The 22,120-nt window shown below is 63.2% G+C and carries 30 protein-coding genes; 4 read left to right on the top strand and 26 right to left on the bottom strand.

What is annotated here, in order from left to right; genetic code table 11:
- Nucleotides 1–99 precede the first annotated feature (99 nt).
- Nucleotides 100–486, bottom strand: a complete 387-nt coding sequence (locus ABF821_RS00670; RefSeq protein WP_415528697.1) for a hypothetical protein — start codon at nucleotides 484–486, stop codon at nucleotides 100–102.
- A gap of 107 nt (nucleotides 487–593) precedes the next feature.
- Between ABF821_RS00670 and ABF821_RS00675 the strand changes: the two genes are divergently transcribed.
- Nucleotides 594–1,790 carry an RNA-guided endonuclease InsQ/TnpB family protein gene (locus tag ABF821_RS00675; RefSeq protein ID WP_415528698.1) on the top strand — a complete coding sequence of 399 codons (1,197 nt, stop codon included), beginning with the start codon at nucleotides 594–596 and terminating at the stop codon, nucleotides 1,788–1,790.
- A gap of 13 nt (nucleotides 1,791–1,803) precedes the next feature.
- Here ABF821_RS00675 and ABF821_RS00680 read toward each other — a convergent pair whose 3' ends face one another.
- The 14 genes from ABF821_RS00680 to ABF821_RS00745 all read right to left on the bottom strand — a co-directional run bounded on the left by ABF821_RS00680 (nucleotide 1,804) and on the right by ABF821_RS00745 (nucleotide 14,149).
- Entirely contained in the window at nucleotides 1,804–2,094 is a 291-nt protein-coding gene (locus ABF821_RS00680) for a type II toxin-antitoxin system RelE family toxin (protein ID WP_415528699.1), read from the bottom strand.
- Nucleotides 2,084–2,332 (bottom strand): type II toxin-antitoxin system Phd/YefM family antitoxin, encoded by a 249-nt coding sequence (locus ABF821_RS00685; RefSeq protein ID WP_415528700.1) that lies wholly within the window; start codon nucleotides 2,330–2,332, stop codon nucleotides 2,084–2,086. The genes ABF821_RS00680 and ABF821_RS00685 overlap by 11 nt, the downstream gene beginning before the upstream one ends.
- Nucleotides 2,333–2,404: 72 nt before the next feature.
- Complete coding sequence (locus ABF821_RS00690) at nucleotides 2,405–2,929, bottom strand: hypothetical protein (RefSeq protein ID WP_415528701.1); 525 nt, start codon at nucleotides 2,927–2,929, stop codon at nucleotides 2,405–2,407.
- Between the two features lie 410 nt (nucleotides 2,930–3,339).
- Nucleotides 3,340–3,813 carry a single-stranded DNA-binding protein gene (ssb, locus tag ABF821_RS00695; RefSeq protein WP_415528702.1) on the bottom strand — a complete coding sequence of 158 codons (474 nt, stop codon included), beginning with the start codon at nucleotides 3,811–3,813 and terminating at the stop codon, nucleotides 3,340–3,342.
- Nucleotides 3,814–4,702: 889 nt separating this feature from the next.
- A complete protein-coding gene (locus ABF821_RS00700) occupies nucleotides 4,703–5,395 on the bottom strand; it encodes a hypothetical protein (protein ID WP_415528703.1) in 693 nt (230 codons plus the stop codon).
- Between the two features lie 865 nt (nucleotides 5,396–6,260).
- The gene (locus tag ABF821_RS00705) at nucleotides 6,261–6,914 is read right to left on the bottom strand and encodes an HD-GYP domain-containing protein (protein ID WP_415528704.1); all 654 of its coding nucleotides are present in this window, start codon (nucleotides 6,912–6,914) and stop codon (nucleotides 6,261–6,263) included.
- A 46-nt stretch (nucleotides 6,915–6,960) separates the two neighbouring features.
- Nucleotides 6,961–7,308 (bottom strand): hypothetical protein, encoded by a 348-nt coding sequence (locus ABF821_RS00710; RefSeq protein ID WP_415528705.1) that lies wholly within the window; start codon nucleotides 7,306–7,308, stop codon nucleotides 6,961–6,963.
- A gap of 41 nt (nucleotides 7,309–7,349) precedes the next feature.
- Nucleotides 7,350–7,643 (bottom strand): DUF2312 domain-containing protein, encoded by a 294-nt coding sequence (locus ABF821_RS00715; protein ID WP_415528794.1) that lies wholly within the window; start codon nucleotides 7,641–7,643, stop codon nucleotides 7,350–7,352.
- Nucleotides 7,644–7,647: 4 nt separating this feature from the next.
- Nucleotides 7,648–8,097: a transcriptional regulator gene (locus tag ABF821_RS00720; protein WP_415528706.1), complete on the bottom strand. Its 450-nt coding sequence runs from the start codon at nucleotides 8,095–8,097 to the stop codon at nucleotides 7,648–7,650.
- Entirely contained in the window at nucleotides 8,094–9,437 is a 1,344-nt protein-coding gene (locus ABF821_RS00725; RefSeq protein WP_415528707.1) for a DUF1173 family protein, read from the bottom strand. Before ABF821_RS00725 ends, ABF821_RS00720 begins: the two co-directional genes overlap by 4 nt.
- Nucleotides 9,430–9,966 carry a DNA glycosylase AlkZ-like family protein gene (locus ABF821_RS00730; RefSeq protein ID WP_183010693.1) on the bottom strand — a complete coding sequence of 179 codons (537 nt, stop codon included), beginning with the start codon at nucleotides 9,964–9,966 and terminating at the stop codon, nucleotides 9,430–9,432. The genes ABF821_RS00725 and ABF821_RS00730 overlap by 8 nt, the downstream gene beginning before the upstream one ends.
- A gap of 190 nt (nucleotides 9,967–10,156) precedes the next feature.
- The gene (locus ABF821_RS00735; RefSeq protein ID WP_415528708.1) at nucleotides 10,157–12,205 is read right to left on the bottom strand and encodes an ATP-dependent helicase; all 2,049 of its coding nucleotides are present in this window, start codon (nucleotides 12,203–12,205) and stop codon (nucleotides 10,157–10,159) included.
- Entirely contained in the window at nucleotides 12,171–13,172 is a 1,002-nt protein-coding gene (locus ABF821_RS00740; protein ID WP_415528709.1) for a hypothetical protein, read from the bottom strand. The genes ABF821_RS00735 and ABF821_RS00740 overlap by 35 nt, the downstream gene beginning before the upstream one ends.
- Nucleotides 13,173–13,183: 11 nt before the next feature.
- Complete coding sequence (locus ABF821_RS00745; RefSeq protein WP_415528710.1) at nucleotides 13,184–14,149, bottom strand: DUF3991 and toprim domain-containing protein; 966 nt, start codon at nucleotides 14,147–14,149, stop codon at nucleotides 13,184–13,186.
- A 609-nt stretch (nucleotides 14,150–14,758) separates the two neighbouring features.
- On the opposite strand from ABF821_RS00745, the gene ABF821_RS00750 reads away from it, so the two are divergent.
- Nucleotides 14,759–15,034, top strand: coding sequence for a WGR domain-containing protein (locus ABF821_RS00750; protein ID WP_183010696.1), 276 nt, complete (start codon nucleotides 14,759–14,761; stop codon nucleotides 15,032–15,034).
- Here ABF821_RS00750 and ABF821_RS00755 read toward each other — a convergent pair whose 3' ends face one another.
- Together ABF821_RS00755 and ABF821_RS00760 are read right to left on the bottom strand one after the other, a co-directional pair.
- Complete coding sequence (locus ABF821_RS00755) at nucleotides 15,035–15,286, bottom strand: hypothetical protein (RefSeq protein WP_415528711.1); 252 nt, start codon at nucleotides 15,284–15,286, stop codon at nucleotides 15,035–15,037.
- Entirely contained in the window at nucleotides 15,283–16,209 is a 927-nt protein-coding gene (locus ABF821_RS00760) for a DNA/RNA non-specific endonuclease (RefSeq protein WP_259654931.1), read from the bottom strand. The genes ABF821_RS00755 and ABF821_RS00760 overlap by 4 nt, the downstream gene beginning before the upstream one ends.
- 17 nt (nucleotides 16,210–16,226) lie before the next feature.
- Between ABF821_RS00760 and ABF821_RS00765 the strand changes: the two genes are divergently transcribed.
- On the top strand, nucleotides 16,227–16,730 hold the full coding sequence (locus ABF821_RS00765) for a hypothetical protein (RefSeq protein WP_415528712.1): 504 nt from the start codon (nucleotides 16,227–16,229) through the stop codon (nucleotides 16,728–16,730).
- Here the strand turns inward: ABF821_RS00765 and ABF821_RS00770 are convergent.
- Complete coding sequence (locus ABF821_RS00770) at nucleotides 16,695–16,928, bottom strand: hypothetical protein (protein ID WP_415528713.1); 234 nt, start codon at nucleotides 16,926–16,928, stop codon at nucleotides 16,695–16,697. The two genes, ABF821_RS00765 and ABF821_RS00770, sit on opposite strands and share 36 nt — an antisense overlap.
- Before the next feature lie 75 nt (nucleotides 16,929–17,003).
- Nucleotides 17,004–17,495 carry a single-stranded DNA-binding protein gene (ssb, locus tag ABF821_RS00775; RefSeq protein ID WP_415528714.1) on the bottom strand — a complete coding sequence of 164 codons (492 nt, stop codon included), beginning with the start codon at nucleotides 17,493–17,495 and terminating at the stop codon, nucleotides 17,004–17,006.
- 380 nt (nucleotides 17,496–17,875) lie between these two features.
- On the opposite strand from ssb (ABF821_RS00775), the gene ABF821_RS00780 reads away from it, so the two are divergent.
- On the top strand, nucleotides 17,876–18,388 hold the full coding sequence (locus tag ABF821_RS00780; protein WP_183010639.1) for a hypothetical protein: 513 nt from the start codon (nucleotides 17,876–17,878) through the stop codon (nucleotides 18,386–18,388).
- A gap of 45 nt (nucleotides 18,389–18,433) precedes the next feature.
- On the opposite strand, the gene ABF821_RS00785 is transcribed toward ABF821_RS00780, so the two are convergent.
- The 7 genes from ABF821_RS00785 to ABF821_RS00815 form a co-directional block, all read right to left on the bottom strand.
- Nucleotides 18,434–18,952, bottom strand: a complete 519-nt coding sequence (locus ABF821_RS00785; protein ID WP_415528715.1) for a hypothetical protein — start codon at nucleotides 18,950–18,952, stop codon at nucleotides 18,434–18,436.
- Nucleotides 18,949–19,347 carry a hypothetical protein gene (locus ABF821_RS00790; protein ID WP_415528716.1) on the bottom strand — a complete coding sequence of 133 codons (399 nt, stop codon included), beginning with the start codon at nucleotides 19,345–19,347 and terminating at the stop codon, nucleotides 18,949–18,951. The genes ABF821_RS00785 and ABF821_RS00790 overlap by 4 nt, the downstream gene beginning before the upstream one ends.
- An 18-nt stretch (nucleotides 19,348–19,365) precedes the next feature.
- Nucleotides 19,366–20,148, bottom strand: a complete 783-nt coding sequence (locus ABF821_RS00795) for an N-6 DNA methylase (RefSeq protein ID WP_415528717.1) — start codon at nucleotides 20,146–20,148, stop codon at nucleotides 19,366–19,368.
- A 4-nt stretch (nucleotides 20,149–20,152) separates the two neighbouring features.
- Nucleotides 20,153–20,329, bottom strand: a complete 177-nt coding sequence (locus ABF821_RS00800; RefSeq protein ID WP_415528718.1) for a hypothetical protein — start codon at nucleotides 20,327–20,329, stop codon at nucleotides 20,153–20,155.
- 41 nt (nucleotides 20,330–20,370) lie between these two features.
- Nucleotides 20,371–20,550, bottom strand: a complete 180-nt coding sequence (locus ABF821_RS00805; RefSeq protein ID WP_183010643.1) for a hypothetical protein — start codon at nucleotides 20,548–20,550, stop codon at nucleotides 20,371–20,373.
- A gap of 200 nt (nucleotides 20,551–20,750) precedes the next feature.
- Nucleotides 20,751–21,134 carry a hypothetical protein gene (locus ABF821_RS00810; protein WP_259654923.1) on the bottom strand — a complete coding sequence of 128 codons (384 nt, stop codon included), beginning with the start codon at nucleotides 21,132–21,134 and terminating at the stop codon, nucleotides 20,751–20,753.
- Nucleotides 21,135–21,138: 4 nt separating this feature from the next.
- Nucleotides 21,139–22,071: an ArdC family protein gene (locus ABF821_RS00815; protein WP_415528719.1), complete on the bottom strand. Its 933-nt coding sequence runs from the start codon at nucleotides 22,069–22,071 to the stop codon at nucleotides 21,139–21,141.
- Nucleotides 22,072–22,120: the final 49 nt, after the last annotated feature.

Consider the following 22,120-nt stretch of genomic DNA (forward strand, 5'->3'; position numbering starts at 1 on the left):
GGGGCCCCCCCGCCCCCCCGGCCCCCCAGCCGCGGGCCGGGCCCGCCGGGGCCCCCCCCACCCCGCCGGCCTCCCCCGCCCGCCGGGCGGGCAACCACGTCAGGCAAGACCATCATCGACCCATTCAGCATTCGCGATGCGCGCGAGAATACGGTCGGCGACAGCAGACGCCTCCTGGAAGATCGCCTCGAGGGAAGCCGATCGGAAATCAAGTTGCGCCTGGAGTGCCGAGATATGAGCGTCAAGATCCGGGTCGGGGGCCGGCTCGCGCCCGACGAGACTACCGTCCTCAACTGCTTTCGGCGCCCGCGACCTCAGTTCGCTGATCGCTTCATCCAAGCCACTCAGGCGCCCAATGGCCTTGTAGAGTGTCACCGCCAGGAATCCTTCACCGGCGGCGACCAAGGTCTCTGCGGCCAAGCCGGCGAAACGCCCCTCCTTTATTCGGTACGCGCCCGACGCTGCGTCGCTGGCTGACATCGACATTGATATTTTTTTCATCGAATTTCCGCGCTGGAGACCCAGGCATTCATGCCGGGGAGGAAAGCGCGTCCCTCTTGTACTGTGAATCGAAAAACCTTAGTGTCGTAAGCATGGTGTTCCGTGGCTACATGTTTGCGCTGCGCCCGACCGCCCGGGAGTCTGAGCTTTTGGCGCAGGCGGCTGGGGTGTGTCGGCTGGTCTGGAACCTGGCGCTCGAGCAGCGGCGCGACCATTGGCGTGCCTTTCGGGCCAATACCGGCGGCCACCTGACCTATGTGACACAAAGCCGGGAGCTGACACGGCTGCGGGCGGAGGTCGATTTCGTCCGGGCCGTGAGCCAGACCGCCCAGCAATACGTTCTGAAGGCCCTGGATGAGGCCTATCGGCGCGCCTTCGCCGGTCTTGGCGGCTTTCCGCAGCCCAAGCGAAAGGGCGTTCACGATGCCTTCACGCTCAACGGCCGGGAACTGACAATCGAGCGCCTCAATCGGCGCTACAGCCGGGTGCGGCTGCCGAAGATTGGCTGGGTGAAGTTCCGCGCCACCCGCGCTCTGGCGGGCAAGGTGGTCGAGGCGACGATCGCCCACACCCCACTGGGCTGGCAGATCTCCTTCGCCTGCAAATCCGACGGCGCGGCTCCGGACCCGGGCGGCGCCGTCGGCGTCGATCGCGGTGTTGCGGTGCCGCTGATGCTCTCCGACGGCACGGCGTTCCAGGCCCCCGCGGCGCTGGACCTGCTCGACCGGCGGATCCGCAAGGCGCAGCGCATCGCCAGCCGTCGCCGGCGCGGATCACGGCGCCATGCCAGGGCGCAGCGCCGGGTGGCGGCGCTGCGCGCACGCCAGGCGCGCACCCGCAAGCACTGGGCGCATGAGACCACGACTGCCATCGCGCGTCGCTTCGGAACGGTGGTGGTCGAGGCCCTCCGCACGCGAAACATGACCCGCTCGGCGGCCGGCACGGCCGAAACGCCGGGCCGCAACGTCGCCCAGAAGCGCGGACTGAACCGCGCCATCCTCAACGTGGGCTGGCACCAGATCGAGACGATGCTGCGCTACAAGGCGCATCGCCTTTTGACGGTGGACCCGCGCCATACCTCGCAGACGTGCTCGTGCTGCGGAGCCGTGGACAATCGAAGCCGCAAGAACCAAGCGTCCTTCGTTTGCGCCACGTGCGGCTTCCGCGCCAACGCCGACCACAATGCTGCAATCAACATTCTTCACAGGGGGAACACTCCTGTCGTGGAGCCACGCATCGCCGGGGCGTCGAAGCGAGAACTTCCTTCACTGGAAATCCCCGCTCTTTAGGGCGGGGAAGATGTTAACAGTCCGCTCTCCGCTCTGCGGTCCTGTAGACTTCGTTGCGATCGCGTCGTCCGATCGCAATGACAACAATGATGATTTCCGTATCACGGACCTCATAGACGAGCCGGTATCCAACGCCCCGGAGTTTGATTTTGTACCTGTCGCGACTGCCTGAGAGCTGTGCTGACGGGACGCGGGGCAATTCGCAACGCTCGGCGAGCTTTTTCTTGAAGGCGGTGCGCGTGGTCCCGTCCAGTTTGCCCCACTCCTTGAGAGCGGAATCGAGAAAGGCGAGCTTATAGCTCATCGAGCACGACCGGGATCACGGGCTCGCCCTGGCGAGCATCCGCAATTGCATTGAGCTCGGCATCTTCAAGACGCTCGATCATGCTGGCGTAGACGGACGCGGGGACGCAGTAAAAAGCCGGCTCGTTGCGGTTGAGGATGGCGACGGGAGCACCGTCGCCAGCGGCGACGGTCGCCATCGGGTTCTTTTTAAGCTCGGACACGCTGGCCGCAACCTCGGCAAGGATCGGATATACCATCTGCGCCTCTGATAGGATCGGTTTACAGGTCCAATAATAGGTCTCTTAACAGGTTCCTTCAAGGCTGCCGTCCTATCGAGCGAGCCTGAACCGCCGAATAAACGCCCTCCCCCAAGTCACGCCGGCATCGAAGCGGGTGAACCGCTCGCAATAATGGGCGTGCGCCTCGGCAGCCAGGTCAGTGTGCATGGTGGCGTCGTGAGCGGCGTCTGCGACCAGATCGCGTATCCTCGACCACAACGCGCTCACAGATGCGCGGCCCTGCGCATCGCTCGCTCCCACGCGGTGCGTCGCGTCGGGCACCTCAAGCGGCACCATGACGCCGACCGACGACGACGGCAGCGCCGCCAGGTCGCAGCCGGCGTCCGCATCTGGCTTTGCGTCGCTCATAGCCGGGCTGACGCCGAAATTTGCGCAGTATTCGAGATAGAGGCGGCCGAGGCGATCCAGGGCCTGCGGCGTAAACGCGTCAGGGCCAAATTCAAACAAGAGGCTGGCAAAAAGCGCCTCCGCATCCATGGCGTGTCCAGAGCCCGCGTTTATGGTGCGATACGCGGCGTCCAGGAGGTTACGAGCGGCAGTCTCGTTCTTGCCCATTATCAGTCCTCACTCAGCGAGACGGGCAGGAGAGGACCTGCGCCGGCGTGTCCCCGGCCAGTCCGGCGCTCGCGAGTGCCGCGCGGCCGGCTTTGGACCGCAGAAGGCAGCGGACAACCTTCGTTGCCTCCCCCCAATAATGCTTGTGGACCGCGTCGAGACCAGATTGGCGAACGTTGGCGATAGCAATGGAAGCATGGTCGGCCAGGTCGGTCGGGCTCAACTGGACCAATAACTCTGCCTCGATCCGCTCCATCTCGCCGCGCAGATGAAGCAAGAGCGCGAGAGAGGCAGACGTTGGGCGATTTCCGAAAAGGTGAGGAGGAAGCATTGCGGCACCGGTGTATTGGTCGTTCAACGAGAAAGGGACGGTGACCGCTCTTGCGCACGGCCACCTGTCCGTCCGAGGCTCAGAAAGGAACCTCGTCATCGAGGTCCGCCCGACCTGCGGGCGGCGCCGAACGGCCAGCATTGCCACGAGAAGCCGGGGTATTCGCAGGTTGCCCGCCCCCAAAGTCCTCACCTTCACCCCGGTTGCTGTCCAGCAGGGTGAGTTCGCCACGGAAGCGATCGATCACCACTTCGGTCGTGTACCGGTCCTGACCCGACTGGTCGGTCCATTTCCGGGTCTGGAGCGCACCCTCCAGATAAACCTTTCGGCCCTTGCGCAGGAAGCGTTCGGCGACCTCTGCGAGGCGGTCGTTGTAGATCACGACGCGGTGCCATTCCGTCTTCTCACGACGTTCGCCCGACGCCTTGTCGGTCCAGGTATCGCTTGTCGCCAGCGTCAGAGAGACGACCTTGGCGCCACTCTGGGCGTGGCGAACCTCAGGGTCTTTTCCGAGATTGCCGACGAGAATCACCTTGTTGACGGAACCGGCCATCACTCACACTCCACAGCTACAGGTATATCCAAACCAGCTATTCTGGCCTCGTTGGGAAGAACCATTCCCTCCCGACAAGAAAAGAATAGTACAGATCGCCGGTTTAAGGCAAGCAAAAACGGCGGAAAACAGCCAATAATGGCGATATTTATTGTCTGATTTGTTGATTTTACCGATTGCAATACTGACCTAAAACGACTGCTTTACTAGACCACATCGCTGCCTGGGTGCGGGGCGGCGAGCGCCCGCAACGGTGACGAGAGCGCAGGGGATGGAGCGCTTTTCTGAGCCACATCCTGCCTTCGGCAAGACGACGGGCCGGGTGGTCTGTCAACAGGGGAGCGGCCTGAGCAAGCCGGTCGCCCTGCGGGCAGCGCAGGACCGGAGGGCCCGCGATGAACGCGGGGTGGCCCAGGCGCGGCGAGGGTCGCCTCCCCTGTTGATAGACCGCACGGGCTGTTGTCACACTGGAGCTGGATGCGGTGCGTAATCCCCGGAGCGTGCCCCCCTGACGCGCCGCAGGCGTGTCAGGGGGGTCGAGGAACCGTCACACTCCCCTCGCCTCCCATTACTCCCCCGCCACACCGCCACGCAGCACAGCCCACGGCCCGGCGGAGAGCATTAGCGCGAAAGCGGCGAGACCCCGCAGGGGGCTCGATCCCTCTTGGCGGCTCGGCCGCCTAGAGGGGCTGGGCGAGCGAACCCCGAAGGGGCGCCCATGCGTCTCAGGTGTGAGCAGCGTCACGATCACTGCCGAACATTGCCGATAACCGAGCCAATTGTTATGAACGGCTACGTTCTTCCTCTGCGTGCATCAGGGGTGGAAACAGAGGGTCGCCGGTGTGGGAGCACTGGCGGCCTTCGCTGCACATTTGGGCTCGATCCGGGATCAAACAGATATTCCGTTGGCAAACGCCCATTGCTCGATGGCCCACCCCGGCAAGCACGTCAGCATCAGAACCTCATCAGTCTGTAAGCTGCGGTTCGCTTCGAACGCGCCCACTGTGTTCACGCCTTGGAACAGCATCGCACGGCGTGCCTCCGGGTAGAGGACCACTATCTCACCGGTCGCACCGACATCCGGAAGGTGAATGGCGCTGAACTGGTGCGGCGGATAGCTTTCGAGAACCCGCCACCCATCCGAGCCGGCAGGTATTCTTCTGATTGTTTCGAAATGGTGTTGGAGCGGGAAATGGCAAGCCGCTCGCGCGAGCGCTTCGGTACGCCGCATCAACGGGATTGTATGCTGTGCCCCTTGCGTCGCGGGACCTGAATAGCAGCAGCTCTCGACGATATCGAGGGGTGCGCGATAGAGCGGTATACCGCCCTCCCAAGCGCCAACACCATGCAGGGCGAAATTGTCGAATTCCGGGCGAAACTCGTAACGCACGGTAAGATCCGGGAAGCGTGCAGCGATGTCCTCAGCAACGTGCCACGCAGATCCATCATGCCAACCCGGCAGATCGAACTCCAACGCATGAAACTCCGCTGCTGAAGGAGTAAGCGACAGGTGATCGGCAGCGGCCTGAAGGCTGGAGCCCGGGCCTATAAGCTGGAACCAGTTGATGGCGCAGTTGCTCATGACACGCCTCCCTGGAAGGCGAACCAGTGCCGATACCATTCGGCGTTCGGATCCGCGCCGTTTAGTCTCTGTGCTTCACGCTCGGCCAATTCGCGTGTCGGGTAAGCCTCACTGAGCTCATGCTCTCCGGTCGCGTCAACCACGATCCACCATCCGGCGTGATCACCGTAAACATCTGAATCAGGGGCAAGAGGCCATGGCTCCGCCCCCAACGGTGCCGGCGGCGCTGCCGGGTCGGCAGGCGCTGCCGGCGGTCCCGGGATGGCTGCTTCTACCCACGGGCGGAGTAGTCCGTACCATTGCTCGCATCTCTGCGCCCGCCATTCCTCCGGGCGCAGGACTCGGATGACGTCATCTATAAGACGTTCGCGAATATCGGCGATCGCGTCCCCAGGAAACACGGAAACTGACAAGGGCGGGACGGTCATATCGGCCGGAAGCGCAGATCGTCTACCGGCGAAAACTCTGGAAATCTTGGAGTTTAGATTTATCATGGGATCAGATCCTTTTCTTGATCCCATTCCGGCCGCCACGGCTGACGGGGCGGGGCAATGGCGGGCGCTTGCGCCCAGCCCTTGGGCGAGCCATTGCGGCGCACCGCCAGGTGTGGCTGCAGGTCAATTCTCTCGCCTGTCCGCCTTCTCACATGGTACAACGCCGCTTCTTCTGGATCTCTGTCGCGCCTCGAAGAAGACGCCAGCGGCGTAGGGCGCACCGGCAAGCAAATAAAACCGATAAGCCGGTATCGCGATATGCCACAATTGTGCCAACGCGAAACAGCAACAGGACGCGAACGACGCGAGGGCGACGGCGCCGCTGGCCGTGTCTAGGAGAAAACGCAGGTCCAGGAAGGCACGCAACATTACTATGTTTCCCTTTCGGCAAGAAGTATCAGCTTCGCCCGTCGTTTCCCGCGGCCCTGGCGCAGCATGAGCAGCGTATCGAACCGGTCGATCGCGACTGACACCACGAGCGGATCGAGGCGCGTCCCGCTGCGAGCGACGAGGTAATGGCGAACGCGTCCTGGAACCCAGGCTGGTCGATAGACGCGAGGGGAGAGCAACGCATCGATGGCGTCAGCGACGGCAATAATGCGCGCCACAAGAGGAATCCTCTGGGCCGTAAGCCCACATGGGTAGCCACGCCCGTCAAAGTCCTCATGGTGGTAAAGTGCAGCATCGAGGACGTCTCGATGGAGATCGGGACGGACAGCGCTGAGGAACCAGGCTCCATCCACCGGATGCCTGTTCATGATCGTGCGCTCGGCCATCGTGAGCGAACCGGGCTTATTGAGAATTTCTGGCGGGACGAATATTTTCCCCACGTCATGCATGCAACCGGCCAGCTCAAGCCGATCACCGGGGACACCTGGCATTAACGGCAGTCCTATCGCGCGCGCCAGAATTCCCACTCTCGCCCCGTGACCATCCGGATCAAGATCCGGATGAACGAGAAGCGCGCGCGGCAACAGAAGGCCACTGGCCAGACCAGTCCACAGGCGCGGCGGAAAATCTAACATCGGATCAGGCTACGCCCATCGTTTGTGACTCCGGACCGATCGCGGATCAGCTGGCCAGGCGGAGGAAGCCACCCACCCCCAGAGCGCCGAAACGCAATGCCCTGACCATCAAACGCAGCTGTCGTGCACGCCCACGCTGGGCGCGATCGAGAAACCATCCGGCACTGAGGGAAGCAACAGCGATGAGCAGCCAGATCCAGGGCGACAGGATCAGCCGGGTCGGCCCAAGTATTGAGAGGGCAAAGCGACCGGGTGCCCCAAACTGGTCCGCAAGGATGTAGCCATCGGACAAATCGCACAGGAGGGCCGCCGCTGCCGCCCATACGAGTCCGCGTCCGCCATGCGGCGGACGTGAAGCGCGGCGTGCGACGGCGTCCGGCAGTGAGATAGACACGGCCGGTGTGAGTTGCTTTACGAGGGACCGATACTCCATCCCTACATTCCCAGCGCTTGCCGATAGATCGCGAGCAAATTTTCTTCCGCCTCCACTTCCGCGGGTTGACGCTTTCGAAGACGGATTATTTGCCGCACGACTTTCACATCGAAGCCTGCTGACTTCGCCTCTACGAAGATATCGCCTATGTCCGCTGTAAGCGCCTTGCGCTCTTCTTCGAGGCGTTCGACACGTTCAATGATCGACCTCAGGCGCTCAACCGCAATACCTCCCGCCGTATTGCTCAAGCGTCCAGACCCAGAATCTTGTCGCTCCTGCGAACCGTGGGTTTCCATCATCTCAATCCGTCATATCAGGGCGCGGCAGATCGATGTGTCCGTCGCACAGCACGTCGAGCCAGCGCGACGGCCGTGGACTAAGCTCTCCGCCGTTTTCGAGGATTCGTCGTAATTCTGTGCGGTGCATGGCCAGACTCTCTGCGAGAAAACGCTCGGACCACCCGATGATAATCAAGGCACGGTTGACGCCGGCGCCGTTCAGGCATGGCCGGTTTCCGGGCGCCGGAACGGCAGGCGACAGCGGGGAGTAGAACCTCCGGTGCAGGCGCGCGAGATCCGCTATCCAACGGCGAAATGCGCGGTCTGACTGGCTGCCATCATCTTCAAGCCTGGTCGATTTTAGCCGAGAGATCCGTGCGCGGGAGAAGCCCGAGCGTCGGGACACCTGGCGCAGCCCCCACCCGATTGCTTCCAAATCGTCTTCCACCGTCTCGAAGCCGCGTGCAGTCATTTCGCGGACCGCGCCGGGGATTGGGCAATTGGAGGAAAAGCGGGCCACTGGTGGTCCTGTGTTGCGTCCCACGCCCACCACCCGCGGGTTCCATAGACGGCGTTGTAGTATCGCTGCTTCTCGGTCGCCCTGACCACGTAGGTCTCATCTACCCGGCCGAATACCTCCATTGGCGTCCCGTGCGGATTGCCGGTATCAAGCAGTTCGAAATCGGGATGGACAGCCTGGCGCTCAGCATCGTAGCGAAGCGGCTTCCGAAACCGCCTTCCCTCAGCCTGCAACGCCTGCAGCACCCGCAGTTCGTGGAAACTTGCGACCGGGACGAGCGATGGCGCCGTTTCCATCAGCGCTATGCCGTCCGCCCAGGCTGTAAAGCCGGCCCCGCTCCTCATAGGCTGGACCCGCGCAGCAACGACGGCGGCTACACGGATTGCCCGATCCCGGGGCTCCTGGCCAAGGACCCTCCACGCCCAGGGGAAGCTACGCGCAAGCCGGCGCTCCGCTTCGATCGGCGCCGAGACATAGAGCCCGTAATTCCGCACCCCATCGAAGACCACCCGCAATCGAGGGGGGCGTGGAGGTGCTCCGTCGGCACCTGGCGGCTGATAACGTGTGATCTGGTTCACGACGCCTATCAGGATGACACGCCGGCTTTGGCCGCATCGCCGGGCCACCTCGGCGAGCAGGCGGGGCCCATCGACGTCTCGATAGCCCACTGTCGCGAATACATCCGAGAGGGCTTCTCGTCCGACAACTATCCCGGCGGCCGCGTGATCGAGCGATCCACGCACCGTGGGCCACCAGGTCCGACGCCGGCGGTCCTCGGGAGACCAAACATTGAGGCCGCCGTTTTCCCACAGCAGGTGAAGCAGCCCAAGCAGGCTCATGCTTGCCTGCCGCCGCCGCGCTGCTCCGTTCGGCTGCTCGCCTCCAGGCGCGGCAACCGGTTCCGGCGCCGGCTGCCGTACCTCCAGGCCACCGGAAATTGCGATCTTCAGGCGGCCGTCCGGCAGCTCGCGGATCACGCCCTCTTCATAGCCGGACCGCCCGCTGCGGCGTGCATCTGTCTCGTGGAACGGGCAGCCTGCCTGATGGCGCGTGCCATCGTGGGGCATGCGCGCAAGACAATACCGGCGGACTTGACGCCCTCCGTCACGACGTGTGAGTTCGCGCACGGCGAGTTCAAGCCGACGCCCTCCCGCCACACAATCACAGACTGGTCGTCGCAGATCTCCATGCGCGCGTGCGAGCATGCGTTGCCACATCACGGCGCGCTCCGCGTCGCACGCCCATCTCAGCCGCCCTCGGTGACCGTCCGGGAACGTAATCCAGTCACTCATGGGGAGCCACGTCCGCAAACACCCGGTCCTGAGCACCGCGCCGGATGTGAGAGGCCATGCGTTGTGACACAATTCGCCAGTGTCCACGCCGTGTGCGCCCGTAGCTTTCCTGGACCAGGCCTGCGCGCTCGAGGGCGCCGAGGGCGGCTTTGACTGACTCCTGCGTCAGGCCGAGCCAGGTGGCCAGCATCTCGGGCGTCCCGTGCCGGGTCAAAGCTGCGAAGACGAGATCCTGGATGGGCGTCGACGTCACCGGACGTGTCGCAGGCATCCAGGGAACCCGGGCGTAGACGCTGTGTCCAAGCGCGGTTATCTCGCCGGCGCGCACCATGTCAGAGAGCACGACCGGAAGCGCACCTGCCTCCTCCGCCGAGAGACCGGCACGCAACTCGAGGACTCCGTGTGGGCCACGATAGAGCGCGTCGCGGATGTGAAGCATGACACGAGCGTGCGCCGCCTCGCGCTCACTATCGCCAAGCGCCTCATACGGGCGAGCCACGACCTGCCGTGGGTCCGGCAAACGCTTCATAGCGCCTCCCGGAGATCACACGGTAAGGACTTCGAATTGGACTCGCCAGCGGGCGGCCAACTATTTCGCGACCAGGCCCGTCTCCGGGCCGAATCGGGTTGGGTGTCATCGCATTTCATAAACCAGATTGTGCGGTCTCCGTTTGTAACTCCGCACAACTGGTTGATATTTATTGCGTTTCTGGACCGCCTTAGAACCCAAGCGCAGCATTCTGCGCCGCCGCGCTGGCTCTCGCGCGCGCGCCAAAGCGCGGATTACGACGGACGTCTCGAAGCCACCCATCGTGTTTCGCCTGATCAGGGATCTCGTCGATGAAGCAGTTCTCCGACGCCGGGCGCCCGTTGCGGAATGCACACCACGATATTGCCACGCGACGCTGGCCGCGCGTCAGGGCGACATAGGCCAGGCGCCGTTCCTCGTCCGGGTCCGCGTTATTCCGGGAAGGGAATACCGTGTCTTCCCACCCCACCAGGAATACGTGCTCGAACTCCAGCCCCTTCGCGCCATGGATCGTCATCAGCTTAACGCGGCCGAACGTGTCATCACCATGGGAGGCGGACCCGAGCGCCGCATGGTCGAACAGATCCTGCGCATGAGAGAACTCCAGTGCGAGATCCACCAGTTCGTGAAGGTTCTCCAGTGCGGACCGCCCGTCTTCTCCGGCGGCGCGATGCATCTCGGCGTAACCGCTGTCGTCCAACAACGTGCGAATGCGTATGCTCAAGGACGCCTCACTGGAGCTTTCCATTACCCGAATGACAGAGAGGAACGCCCTGACCCGCTCTGCGCTTTTGCCTGTTGCCACGCCAGCCCAGATCTCCGCGGCCCGAAACAGCGAGACGGCCTCGTCGTCTGCCAATTGTTCAAGGCGAGCGAGCGACTTCGCGCCCACGCCTCGGGCGGGCTGATTCACAACCCGTCGGAACGCCTCGTCGGACTGCCGATCGTCCGGGCAGCACGACAGGCGCAGCAGCGCGAGCGCGTCCTTGACCACGGCCCTCTGCCAGAACGCGGTATCGTTGACGAGCTCATACGGAATCTTCGACCGGAGCAGCTCTTCTTCGATCAGGCGTGAGAGGAAATTGAAGCGATAAAGAATGGCCATGTCGGAGTATGCCACTCCTTCGAGAGCCCTCCTCCCGATCTCGGCCGCAATTCCCTTTGCTTCCTCCACGCTCCCGGCCCAGGACACAATCTCAATCGGCTTCCCCTCGCCGGCGGCCGTATGCAACTCCTTCTTCAGTCGATTGGAATCTCTTGCGATCACGGCGTTTGCGGCGGAAAGGATGTGGCCGGTCGAACGGAAATTCTCTTCAAGGGCGATCATGCGACCAGTCGGGAACTCATTGAGAAAGTTCCGGATGATGCGGACATTCGCCCCACGCCACCCATAGATACTCTGCGCGTCGTCACCGACGCAGAACAGCTCACCATGGTCCCGCGACAGAGCTTTCAGCCAGAGGAACTGGAGCCTGTTGACGTCCTGAAACTCGTCGGCAAGCACTGCATCAAAGCGTGCGGCCCAATCGCGCCGATATGTTTCGTCCCGGAGCATCGTAACGGTCGGCCATAGCAGGAGGTCCGCGAAATCTGCCATATTCGCCTCCCGAAGAAGTGCCTGGTAGGCTGGATAAACGGCTGCCGCATCGCGCCACGCCATGACATCGTCGGGATCCGCGAGTTTGCGGCTGGCGATCAGCCCCTCGGTCGCCGCAGCGGCCGTCTCCGGAAGGATCAGGTCTTCCTTCAGCATAGCGATCCGCGTGGTAATTGACTTTACCCGACGCCGAAACTCTTCCGCGTCATCGGTCTCGAATACCCCGGCCGCCCTGGCTTTTTCCAGCAGACGGCGAACGATCTTGGCGCTGTCCTCGGCGTCGCAGATGTCGAAGCCTGGACGCAGGCCCGCGATGTCCGGATCCGTTCGAAGCTGGCGCCGCCCGTGTGCATGGAAGGTTCCTACCCATTGAGCGACGAAACCAGGGCCAAGAGCCTGCGCGATCCGCTCCTTCATTTCGCCGGCCGCCTTGTTGGTGAAGGTGACAGCCAGAATGCGGTTCGGCCGCATTCCGCGCCGGACGATGCGGTCGACAAACCCTGCAACGAGGGTCCGCGTCTTGCCGGTTCCTGCCCCTGCAAGCACCACGATCGGACCCGAGGCGCGGGCCGCCTCGCTCTGGGCGTCTGTCAGACCAGTCGACATCTCAGAACCGGTTGGATTGTGGGACCACATGACCATGGAGGACCTCCATGTGTTCGGCCTGGGTCGGGTCAAGCATCAGGGTATCCCCCGAACGGACGATCAGTTGCACGGATTGGCTGAAATCCCACTGGCCGTCCCACCCCACATGGCCGCCGATCACCAACCCACGCGTGACCTCGCCATCCCGGTGGAACTCGGCGAAACAGTCGGGATAGCTGGGCAGCCTGTGCAGCACGCTTGAAACCTGCCAGGACCTCACGAGTTCGGCGTTTGCGGCCCACGCACCGGACACCTCGGCCATCTCCCTCAGCAGCGCGGAAGCGTCCGCTCGCACGGCAACTCCCGCTCGCGCGGGTACGGTCCCTACGACCGAAACCTCGTCACTACCGGCCGGAATGGTCATGAAGCGCCCGCTACGTCCCGTATCGGTGCTGAAAATGACGAACTCTTCCCGCAGATCCCAACCGTGGCGAACGACGATGCCATCGACGACCAGGCCGGTGATCTGGCGACCATTCACGTCACACCGCACCAATACCCATGGGATGGTGCGCCCCAATTCCGGCTGAAGCTCGAGAAACGCCGCCGAACCGGGGTGGCTTTCAAACGAGGCCTGCAGCCGCTCATTCTGATCAAGGCCTGGGAAGAGGGCGTCCATTTCCCGGCGGGTCTGTTCAGCGTCCATTATTTTACCTTTGTCTTTCGAGTTCAGAAACTGTGCGGCCAGCCGTCCGATTTCTTTCACGGCACCGCACGACCCACTCACGATGAAGATATCACCGGTGGCATTATCGTCCGTGGTGAACAGGAGGAATTTTCCGTCGAGGTCCCATTCCCCGTCTACGATCGCGCCTCCGACCACCAGGCCACGCGCCGTGACCTCGGTGTTCGCGCACTCCACGCCCACGCATGGCATCTGGGTGGCATCGCCAGCCCAGCACCGCATGATTGATGCCGCCCGAGGGTGGGCGAGAAACGCGTCGCGCAGTTTCGCAAGTTCCATTGCGCTTCTCCTCAAGCAGCTGCGGCGCGCTCGGCCACAACACGGCGCAGAACGTCATTGAAGTCGTTCATGCCCCACGCCGGCAGCTCCCGGCTCCAGGGCACGCCTATCTCGTCGGCGATCGCCGAGAGCCGCGCGGCATAGCGGTCGCCGGCCTGATCGTTGTCCGTCGCGATCACCAGACCGACGCCGCTCTTGCCTGCCATGGCGCGTAGATGCGCTCGGATGGCCTCTTCGGTTTCGGGCCCCATGCCTCCGGCGGTAGAGGTGTAAAGAGTGTCGACCGTTCGACCCCCATCGAGGGCGGCGAACGAAAGCGCGTTGATGGCGGCCTCGGTGACGACCAGGCGCCGCACGATCGGTGCGCCGCCCGGCATGTAACGGAAGAGCGTCTTGACCGTGCCCTTCAGGCAGAGGTGGCGTTCTGGCCCGCGGAGTTCGACGCCGCATACCTGCCCGTGAGCGTCACGATGACAGAACCAGGCAGCATGCAGCCCGTCCCGGATGACGCCGGCCGCCGCGGCCCGACGAACCACCCATTCGGGAAGCGCGCGCTGGACAGTCAGGTATGTCCACGCCTGGCTCCCCGACGCCAGTTCCCCGCAACGCTCCCAGCGGAGCGACGGCGCGACGTCCGCACCGCTCGCTGCCTCGCGCTGCCGCACATAGACGGCGCCTTCGGGCTCGACGCCTACCAGCCTTCCAAGTTCGGCGCATGCGTCACGCCAGCCCAGATCCGGCTCCAGACGACGAATAAGATCGAACACGTCCCCTTTTTTGTCGGACCCAGTGTCCCACCAGCCGCGTCCTTCGTGGTTCACGATGATCGTGTCCCCCTTCCCCGCGCGATACTTGAGGCAATTGCGGGTGCTTTCACGGCGATCCAGTGCGTAGCCATGCCGCTCGAGAAGCACCGCACAGGGCACACCACTCACAATCGTGGAGCGATCTTCATCGGAAAGTTCGAAACGTGCCATTTCGGATTCCTCCCAGAGGCTCAGGCGGGGCCTTCGTAGAAAAAGGCTCAACACCTTCGCGATTTCTATTTCACTCTACCGAAAAACCGCCGAATACACAATACAAAACAAGCATAAATGGAATTTATTACAGGAGATCACGAATTTAATACACTTCATGCCTGGTATTTATTGTTGACGCAAAAAAGAGCAACGACAGCCTTTCGTTTCGACCCGAGCCGGAGGCGACAGGGCGAAAGCAAAGCGCAGCGACGCCTTTCGTCCCGACACTTTCAGGTCCGCCGCAAACGTAGCGCAGGGCAAGATGCCTTCTCAGGGGACCCGTCTGCACGGAGCGAAGCGGAGGAAGATGGGGTGGAAGGCGTCTTGCCCGGAGTGAGGCTTGTGGCACCCCGCGGTTGCCCACACGTCCTGCAACCGCCCTCAGAGCGATCGTCGCCCCTCTCGAAGCAAGCGCCTTCTCCGTCTCCATCGTGCCTTCTCCCAGTCCTCACTTTCTTCTTCTCAGCTTGCCCGAGGCGTTTGTAACTGCGCTCATCCGGTTTCTTCTGGTACCCGGAATCGCGGCATGTTAGGTCTTCGCGGGAATAGTCCGGAGACCAAGGGAGCATGACCCGTAAACGCCGGCCGGCCACCTCTCAAATCGATCTGTTTCCCGTCAGCGCTCACTTCCGCCGGATCAGGCCGGAGCGCAACGAGTGGCGTTTTTATTCGCTTTCTATTCAGCCAGAACTGTTTGGCGGCGCAGTGCTCGTCCGCCAATGGGGACGGATCGGCACAAAAGGCACGCAGCGTCTGGATCTCCACCCCGATGAAGGAGCGGCATTAAACGCTCTGGCCGACCAGATCCTCATCCGCCGGCGGCGCGGCTACGCCGCCGCGTGATCACGCGAAAGGGTCGGCAACCGGGTGGGACTTCTCATCCAAAGGCAATCGATCCGGCAGAGACGCCTCCCCTTCCAATCGCACCACCAGAGCGTCAATAATCGTCTTCATCTCCTGGGCGTCCTTCAGCCCGGCCTGGTCCTTGCCAATCGACAGCCGACCATAGAACGCCACGCGTTCCTCACCATTTTCGACCGTCAGCCCGTCGATCGTCACGCTCTCGCCCCGATCGACAAACGGTGTGAAGCTCATTGGTTCTCTCCCAGCTTTCGCGCCAAACCGCGCAGGGCTCGCGCGCCTGCCTTCTCCGCATCGCGGAGAATGAACGATCCATCCGCGCCTTCCCACCCCGTCCGGCTGGCGTTAGAACGCGGTGCATAAGGACTTGCCTCAGGCACGGGAAGATCCGGTGCCTGCGCTTTCATCTCGGCTGAGAGCCCCGGAAACGGGTCGATCCCCACTTCCTGGATCAACGTTGCTACGCTGACCGTCGTACAGGTAGGGGCATCATTGTTCTTGCAGACATAGACGCCAGCCTTCTCCGCTACAGGGTCGTAGATCGCTTTCCATGTGGAGCTCGGCACCAATACATCGTCGCTGCCGATCGCCTGTTTCTGTCCATGGAAAGCCGGTCCGGTCACAATGTAAAGAACGCCGTCCCGGTTCGCCAGGTCACGCACCGCCATCTCAACGCCAGTCCACGTCCCTTCATTCAATGCGGGCGTCTGGGGGACGACGTTCGCAAGAGAGAAAGTCTCGTTCTGTGACTGCACGTCGGGCGCATCGCCCGAGGGGGTAAGGTGGCCTTTGTCGTAGCCGGACCCTCGGTAGTCCGCCAACGTCGCCTGATCGTCTCCGGGAACCCGTGCGTCGACATGGAAATATCGCGTCACCCGGCCAATGCGTTCTGCGCCCTCGATATCCTCCTCGGTCAAGCGCTCCGCAGACCAGAGCGGTTCGTGGGCAAGACCCGAGACAAGCGAAGCATAATTCCGGTTGCAGAGCAGAGTGGTACGCGGGGCAAGCCTTGAATTGACGAGCCGGGGAAGTTGGTTATCGAAGCCGAAGCCGTCGCATGTGGCGGCGGAGGCACCTGACACCGCGAACATGACGGTCGCGCCAACGAACAGGAACGTGCGCAACATACTGTAATCCTTTACTTTATCGCCCAGCATGGTGTTCTATGCGTCTCATGCGCGATGTGACCATCTCCGGCCGCCCTGGCGGCACCCTGCTTCGCTTCCCGGCTGAACGCCGGGCGCTGCCTACTATTGAACTGGTGCGCTCCCTCTTGCCCGAATATGCCACGGTGTACAACCAGCTTGCCCGTCGCGGCCTGGGCGAACCGCCACATCCGGCCGCCGTCGAGGCGGAAGGTCGCCGTACTGGCATGAAGATGCTCGGCGACATCACGCTTCCGCCGGACCCGCGAACCGCGCGTGAAGACGTCACCCGTTGGTTCCAGCCGCTCATCGACCGCATGCTCCGTCGCCTCACGGAGTTGCAGGACCTGGGATGGACAGGGGATCGCCAGACGCGGCACGATGATTCCCGTCAGGCCCTGATCGCCACGACCACCATGTCCGTCTGGCGCACAGGAACCAGACTGCTCGCAGCGTGGGCTGTCCTGGACGGCGCTCTTACTGCACACGCGGCAGCATCACTGTGCCGCGTCGAGCAGCAGGCGGCGCGCTGAGCGATGGAAGGCGTCCGCCTCGCGCCGCCACATGGCGCGCGCTGCCGCACTGACGGCGGCGTCCGCCGCTTCGTCTTCGAGCAGGGAGGCCTCGGCGAGTAAACGGCGCGCAGCTCCGATGCGAACGCCGGCGGTTGCCGCACGATGGAACAGCGGGGCTGACAGAACGGGACTGGTTCCCGTCGAGAACTGGCACATGGAGTTTCTTCCTTTTCCGGATGCGGCCGCGCTAGCGGCCCTTCCGCCGTGCCCGGAGGCACGGCGGCGCAGAGTTCAGTCGACGCATGGCGCGAACGGGATCTCGTCATCGAGGCCCACGCCGGCGCTGCCCCCGCCAAACCCGTCATCCCGGGCCGGCGCATTCCGGGACGGCCGTTCGTCCAGCCCGTAACGGCTCTCGTCACTGTGGCTGGCAGCGCTGTCGAGCAGCACCAGGTCACCGCGGAAGCGGTCCACCACGATCTCGGTCGTGTAGCGGTCCTGCCCGCTCTGGTCCGTCCATTTCCGGGTCTGAAGCGCACCTTCAAGGTAGATCTTCCGCCCTTTGCGGAGAAAGCGATCGGCCACGTCCGCGATCCGCTCGTTGAAGATCACGACCCGATGCCACTCGGTCTTCTCGCGACGCTCGCCGGAGGTCTTGTCGATCCAGGTCTCGCTGGTCGCCATCGTCAGGCTAACGATCTTCGTGCCATTCTGCGCGTTCCGGACTTCGGGGTCCTTGCCCAGGTTGCCGACCAGGATCACCTTGTTCACGCTACCGGCCATCTCTTCTTTCCTCTTCGCATCTCATCCCTGACGTGGCGAATGCCGCGTCGTCCTCGGGTGCGGTCGACAGGGACCGGGCGGAAAGCGAGTGTTGATCCCTGGAGGCGTCAGTGGTGCGGAAGCGGCTTGCCGCTTCACGGTGACGCTGAAACCGCAGGCGGCCGAAGGCCGGGGATTAACGGGAGTGCCGCCCGGTCCAGACCGCAGCAACCCGAGGGCGACGCAGCTACAGCCACTTCCTTCCCCACCCCTACCTTCTCTTTCGTGACTCTCTTTGCTCAATCACGATCTTTTCTGCTTCCCCGTACATTTTTGTCTGTACATCGCGAATCGGCGCAAATAGAATCACGACAGTTTCGACTCACGCTGAGGTCATCATCATGGCGATACTTTCGGTCGACGGAGCCTACATTACGCTCGACGCGCCGTTCCATCCCGAACTGGCGTGCCAGGCCGGCCGCTATCGCGGCCGCTTCGTCGGCAAGGGGAAATGGCGGTTCGACCCCAAATGGGAACCCGAACTGCGGGCGATGTGCCGCCTGCTCTTTGGCGTCGACGGGCGACCGGAGACGGTAGCCGATCAGATCGACCTTACAGTTGCCGTAAATGAACGCAGTGTCGCCTACCCATTGTTCCGCCGCTTCAACGCCGACATCTACCTCGGCGGCAGGCAGGTCGCCGGCGTTTTGAAGGGTCGCACCATTGCCCGTCCGGGAAAGGGCATCCGTTTTGTGAAGGGCGAACCACGGCTGGAGCCGCAAGGTCTCGCCTGGTGGCTTTCGGTCCCAACCGGTGCCGAATTCATCATCCGCGGCGTGCCACGGATGGCGGTGCCGTTCATGGAGGCAGGTCTGGTCGACCATGGTCATCTGGTTGCCGCGGAGGCGGCATGACCCTTGCACCCGGCGGGATTAAGCTTCCGGCCGGGTGCATTCCCCTTACAGCAGGGCGAGCTGCGACACATGCTGCGCCGGGATCGCGACAGAGGGCAGTTCGCCGTGGGGCGGGCCCCCGTATTTCGCCAGCAGGTGGGCGAGCTGCTCGCGCTCCGCGCGGGCCGTCTCCTGCCTCTCCTGGGCGCGGTAGGCCGCAATCAGCCCGGATTCGAGGATGCGAGCCCGGATTTCCCGCTCCACATCCGACCAGACGGCCGTCGGCTGGCCCCAGCACGGATAAAGAGCGATCTGCTCGAGGAACGCGATCCGGCCCGCGGTGCTGGCGAAATGAACCTGCCAGAATCCGTGAATGTCGTGATGCGCGAGGAAGCCGAACATCTGTGACAGCCGGTTGTAGAGAGGCCTGGTCCATCCAGACCTCGGCATGCCCCTGGCGACGAATGCGAGGATGGCATCGCCCATCCGCGCCTTGTCCTCCCCGCTGGCCCAGCGCGTAGCGACGAAGCCGCCAGCGGCCAAGGGCGGCCGGCGCAGGGATGGAAGCTGAAGGCCGACCGTCATGCCGCCCTCCGAAGCATGCGCGAGGCCTCGGCCGCACGACGATAGGCGCCGTGGAAGCGCTGCACATCGGGCAGGCCCGGATACGGTGCAGCGGCAGCCTCGTCCCCGCCCTCATGGAGCAGCCAACGCAGCGCAACGGTCACGCGCTTGCCATGCGCCAGAGAACGGATGACGACGGCGTCGGAGCGCCGGGACATATAACGGTCTTCCCAGCGTCCCGTGCTGCGGTTGAAAGCGCATGCCATGCACTGGCCGTTCAGGAACGCCTCCAGGATCCATGACGCATAGCGGTCCCCGGGCGCGGGCAGGCGAAAGATGGTGCCCACGGCAACGCAGCCGACGCGCAGTGGGTTATCCCCTCCCTGGAAGGGGGAAGCGTAGTATTGGCGGATCATTGCGGAGTCTCCGGGAATTCAGAACAGGGACAGTTGCAGCACGGGCTGCGCGGCCGGCGCTGGATTAACGGCTGTCGTAGCGGGGACAACGGGAGCTCTGGGAGGCTCGGCTTCAAGAGCCGTCGGCTCTCTTACGGCCAGCCTGTGTGACCACCCGCCGAGGATATGTGCCAGGGTGAACCAGCTCTCGCGGGTCTCCAGCGTCAGCGAATTGCCGACAATCACGGTGGCCGGGATATGCAGCAGGGAAAACTGGACGTAAGCCATGTGCGCGGCGCGCGGATCCACATCGACCGCGGTGACGTGCATGTGCTGTTGGTAATTGATCCCGGCCTCCCGCAATGTTTCAGCGAAGCCGATAACCATGGCGCCGGCACCGCACGCCGGCTCATGGACGGTGATGAATCCGGATTGCTCGATAATCCGTCGGGCTTGAGCTCCATCCCCGATCTGCATGCGCGCCGCCGGGCGGCACACCTCGAATGGCGTGAAGAATTGCCCGCGATGCGCATTGTGCAATTCCAGCATCCCGAAGACGGCACCGAGCACGTCCGTTGGGCTCTCCTCCAATGCGAGAGCAAGCTCTGCGAGAATCTGGGGCCATGTCTCGATCGTCGAACGGTCATAGCGCCCGACAATCTTCAGATACCGGGCTTCGCGATCGTCGCGCTGGCTGGGGTCCGCGGCATTGGCCAATGTGATCGCCATCGCCTCCATACAGTCGGAGAAGACGGTATAGAGGTCGTGGCGATGACGGGCTGCCTCAAGCAGCTTCGCAATTTTCCTGATCCGGACGGACATCGTCTCACGCCTTCGGCCCGACGCCGCGCGCCAAACGAACGGCCAACCGCCATGCCGCGAACCACTCCACCAGATCGCCGCCGTCGACTGGCTCGTCGTGATCGAACGCCTCGGCCTGGTAGTCGAGGGCTTCGACTACCAGGGCGTCGATCGTTTCATTGCCTGGATGGGAGGGCGCCATAGTAGCGCCCTCCGACCGACCGTGCGCTTCCGCGCGCCCGTTCATCGTGCGGCCACCTGGACCGGGTGCCGGTGATCGAGATCCGACGGAATCCCGGCGAGAAATGTGGGCGCGGCGATGAACAGCCATACGGTGAAGGCGAGCGCCAATCCGCCTCCGATCAGCGCGAGCGCTTCGAACGCATCTGTCAGGCGTGTCGGGGTTTTGCGATGGTCTGCCATGAGGTCGCTCCTGTGGCTGCGATGGAAAGGCATCGGGAGTCGAAGACCGGCCAGACAGCGCTGAGCCCTTTTTCTTCTTCTCCTCGATGATTTCCGGGCCTCATGGGGGGACGGCCGCTGCAAGGGCGGCGCTTGCGCCGGGAGCCTGCGACGCACCCTTGCGGCGGACGGCCCGCCATGAGAGCCGCCTCCCCTTCTGTTTATCCCTTTTCCTCTCTGCCTTTTCCTTCGCCTTCTATGCTCTTCGCGTCGAAATAGGCTGGCCGCTTCGCAAGCTCTTCCCTCTCCAGCTGCTCCGCGAACAGCGGCATCGAGCGCTCCAGACGCCGGCGGAGGTTTCTACGGCGCGCGGCGGCCTTCCGCTCCCCACTCCAGCGCTTGGGCGCTTCCGTCAGCGGGGACCAACCGTGGGACCAGCCGAGACCCGGTCGCACGGCCGGGGCGTACATGGCGCGAACCGCTTCGCTGTCGCCGGCGGCGAGAATGGTGCACGACCAGCGCGTCCGCCCGTCGTCCAGCGTCGGGATGTCGGGCGGGGGTACCGTGCAGGGATTGCCCCAGAACACGGTGATCACGGCGCGCATCGGCCTATGCTGCCATCATTTCGGGCGCGCCCCGAGCGGGCGTTGCCTCTTCGAACGCAAGAATATAATCCGCCGCCTGCGTGGCGAGCCGCGCGGCCTTGAAGATAGCGCGCTTGTCCTCGCGAAGCATATCAAGCCACGCACCTATGTAATCCGCGTGACGCACGGACGGTTGTATGCTCAATTCGGCAAGAACAAAGGCAGAGGTCATCTCGGCGACGATTTCCTCTCCCATATAAGCATGGGTCCCGAAACTGCCTGTCTGGTCCCGATCCAGCCGTTTTACACTCCCAGTCCAATGACCGACTTCGTGCAGTGCCGTGCGGTACCAGTTTATCTGGTCGAAATAGGCGTGCCGTGGCGGAATCTGGATGTAATCCAGAGACGGCATGTAGAAAGCCTTGTCGCCACCAATGCGCAGATCAGCCCCGGTCGCACGCAAGAGGCTCTCCGCACGAGGAACCGTCACATGATCGGGTTGCGGTAATGGGGCCGCCGTCATCTCGGCAGGCAGGTCGTCGCATTGCTGCACGTTGAACACGGTGAACCGTTTCAGGAAAGGCACGGCCCGCGGATCGGATTCCTGCTTGTGCCCATCAGGAACGAACGTGCTCGCAAAGAACACGGTCGTACCCTTTTCACCCCTGCGGACATTTCCGCCCGCTGCGAGAGCCTGGCGGAATGTCAGCCAACGCTGGGTCGGGAAACCCGACTTCTGCTGGCTGCCCCAAAGCAGGAGAACATTGATCCCGGAATAGCGACGCCCTGTCGTCGCATTACGCGGCACAGACGGCGTTGCCACGGTATTCGACCATGGCTGGACCCAGGGAAGGCGTCCATTTTCGAGTTCGGTGACGATCCGGTCCGTGACTTCCTGGTAAATGTCCGCGCGTTCAGCCGAAGAGCGTACGGCAGAGGCTTTGGCCCTGGTTGCCATATGACGATTCCTTCTGTTTTCCTGGCTGCATCGGGCGCGGCGGATTGCC

This window comes from Gluconacetobacter sp. (genome assembly GCF_047721585.1).
GTDB lineage: Bacteria > Pseudomonadota > Alphaproteobacteria > Acetobacterales > Acetobacteraceae > Gluconacetobacter > Gluconacetobacter dulcium.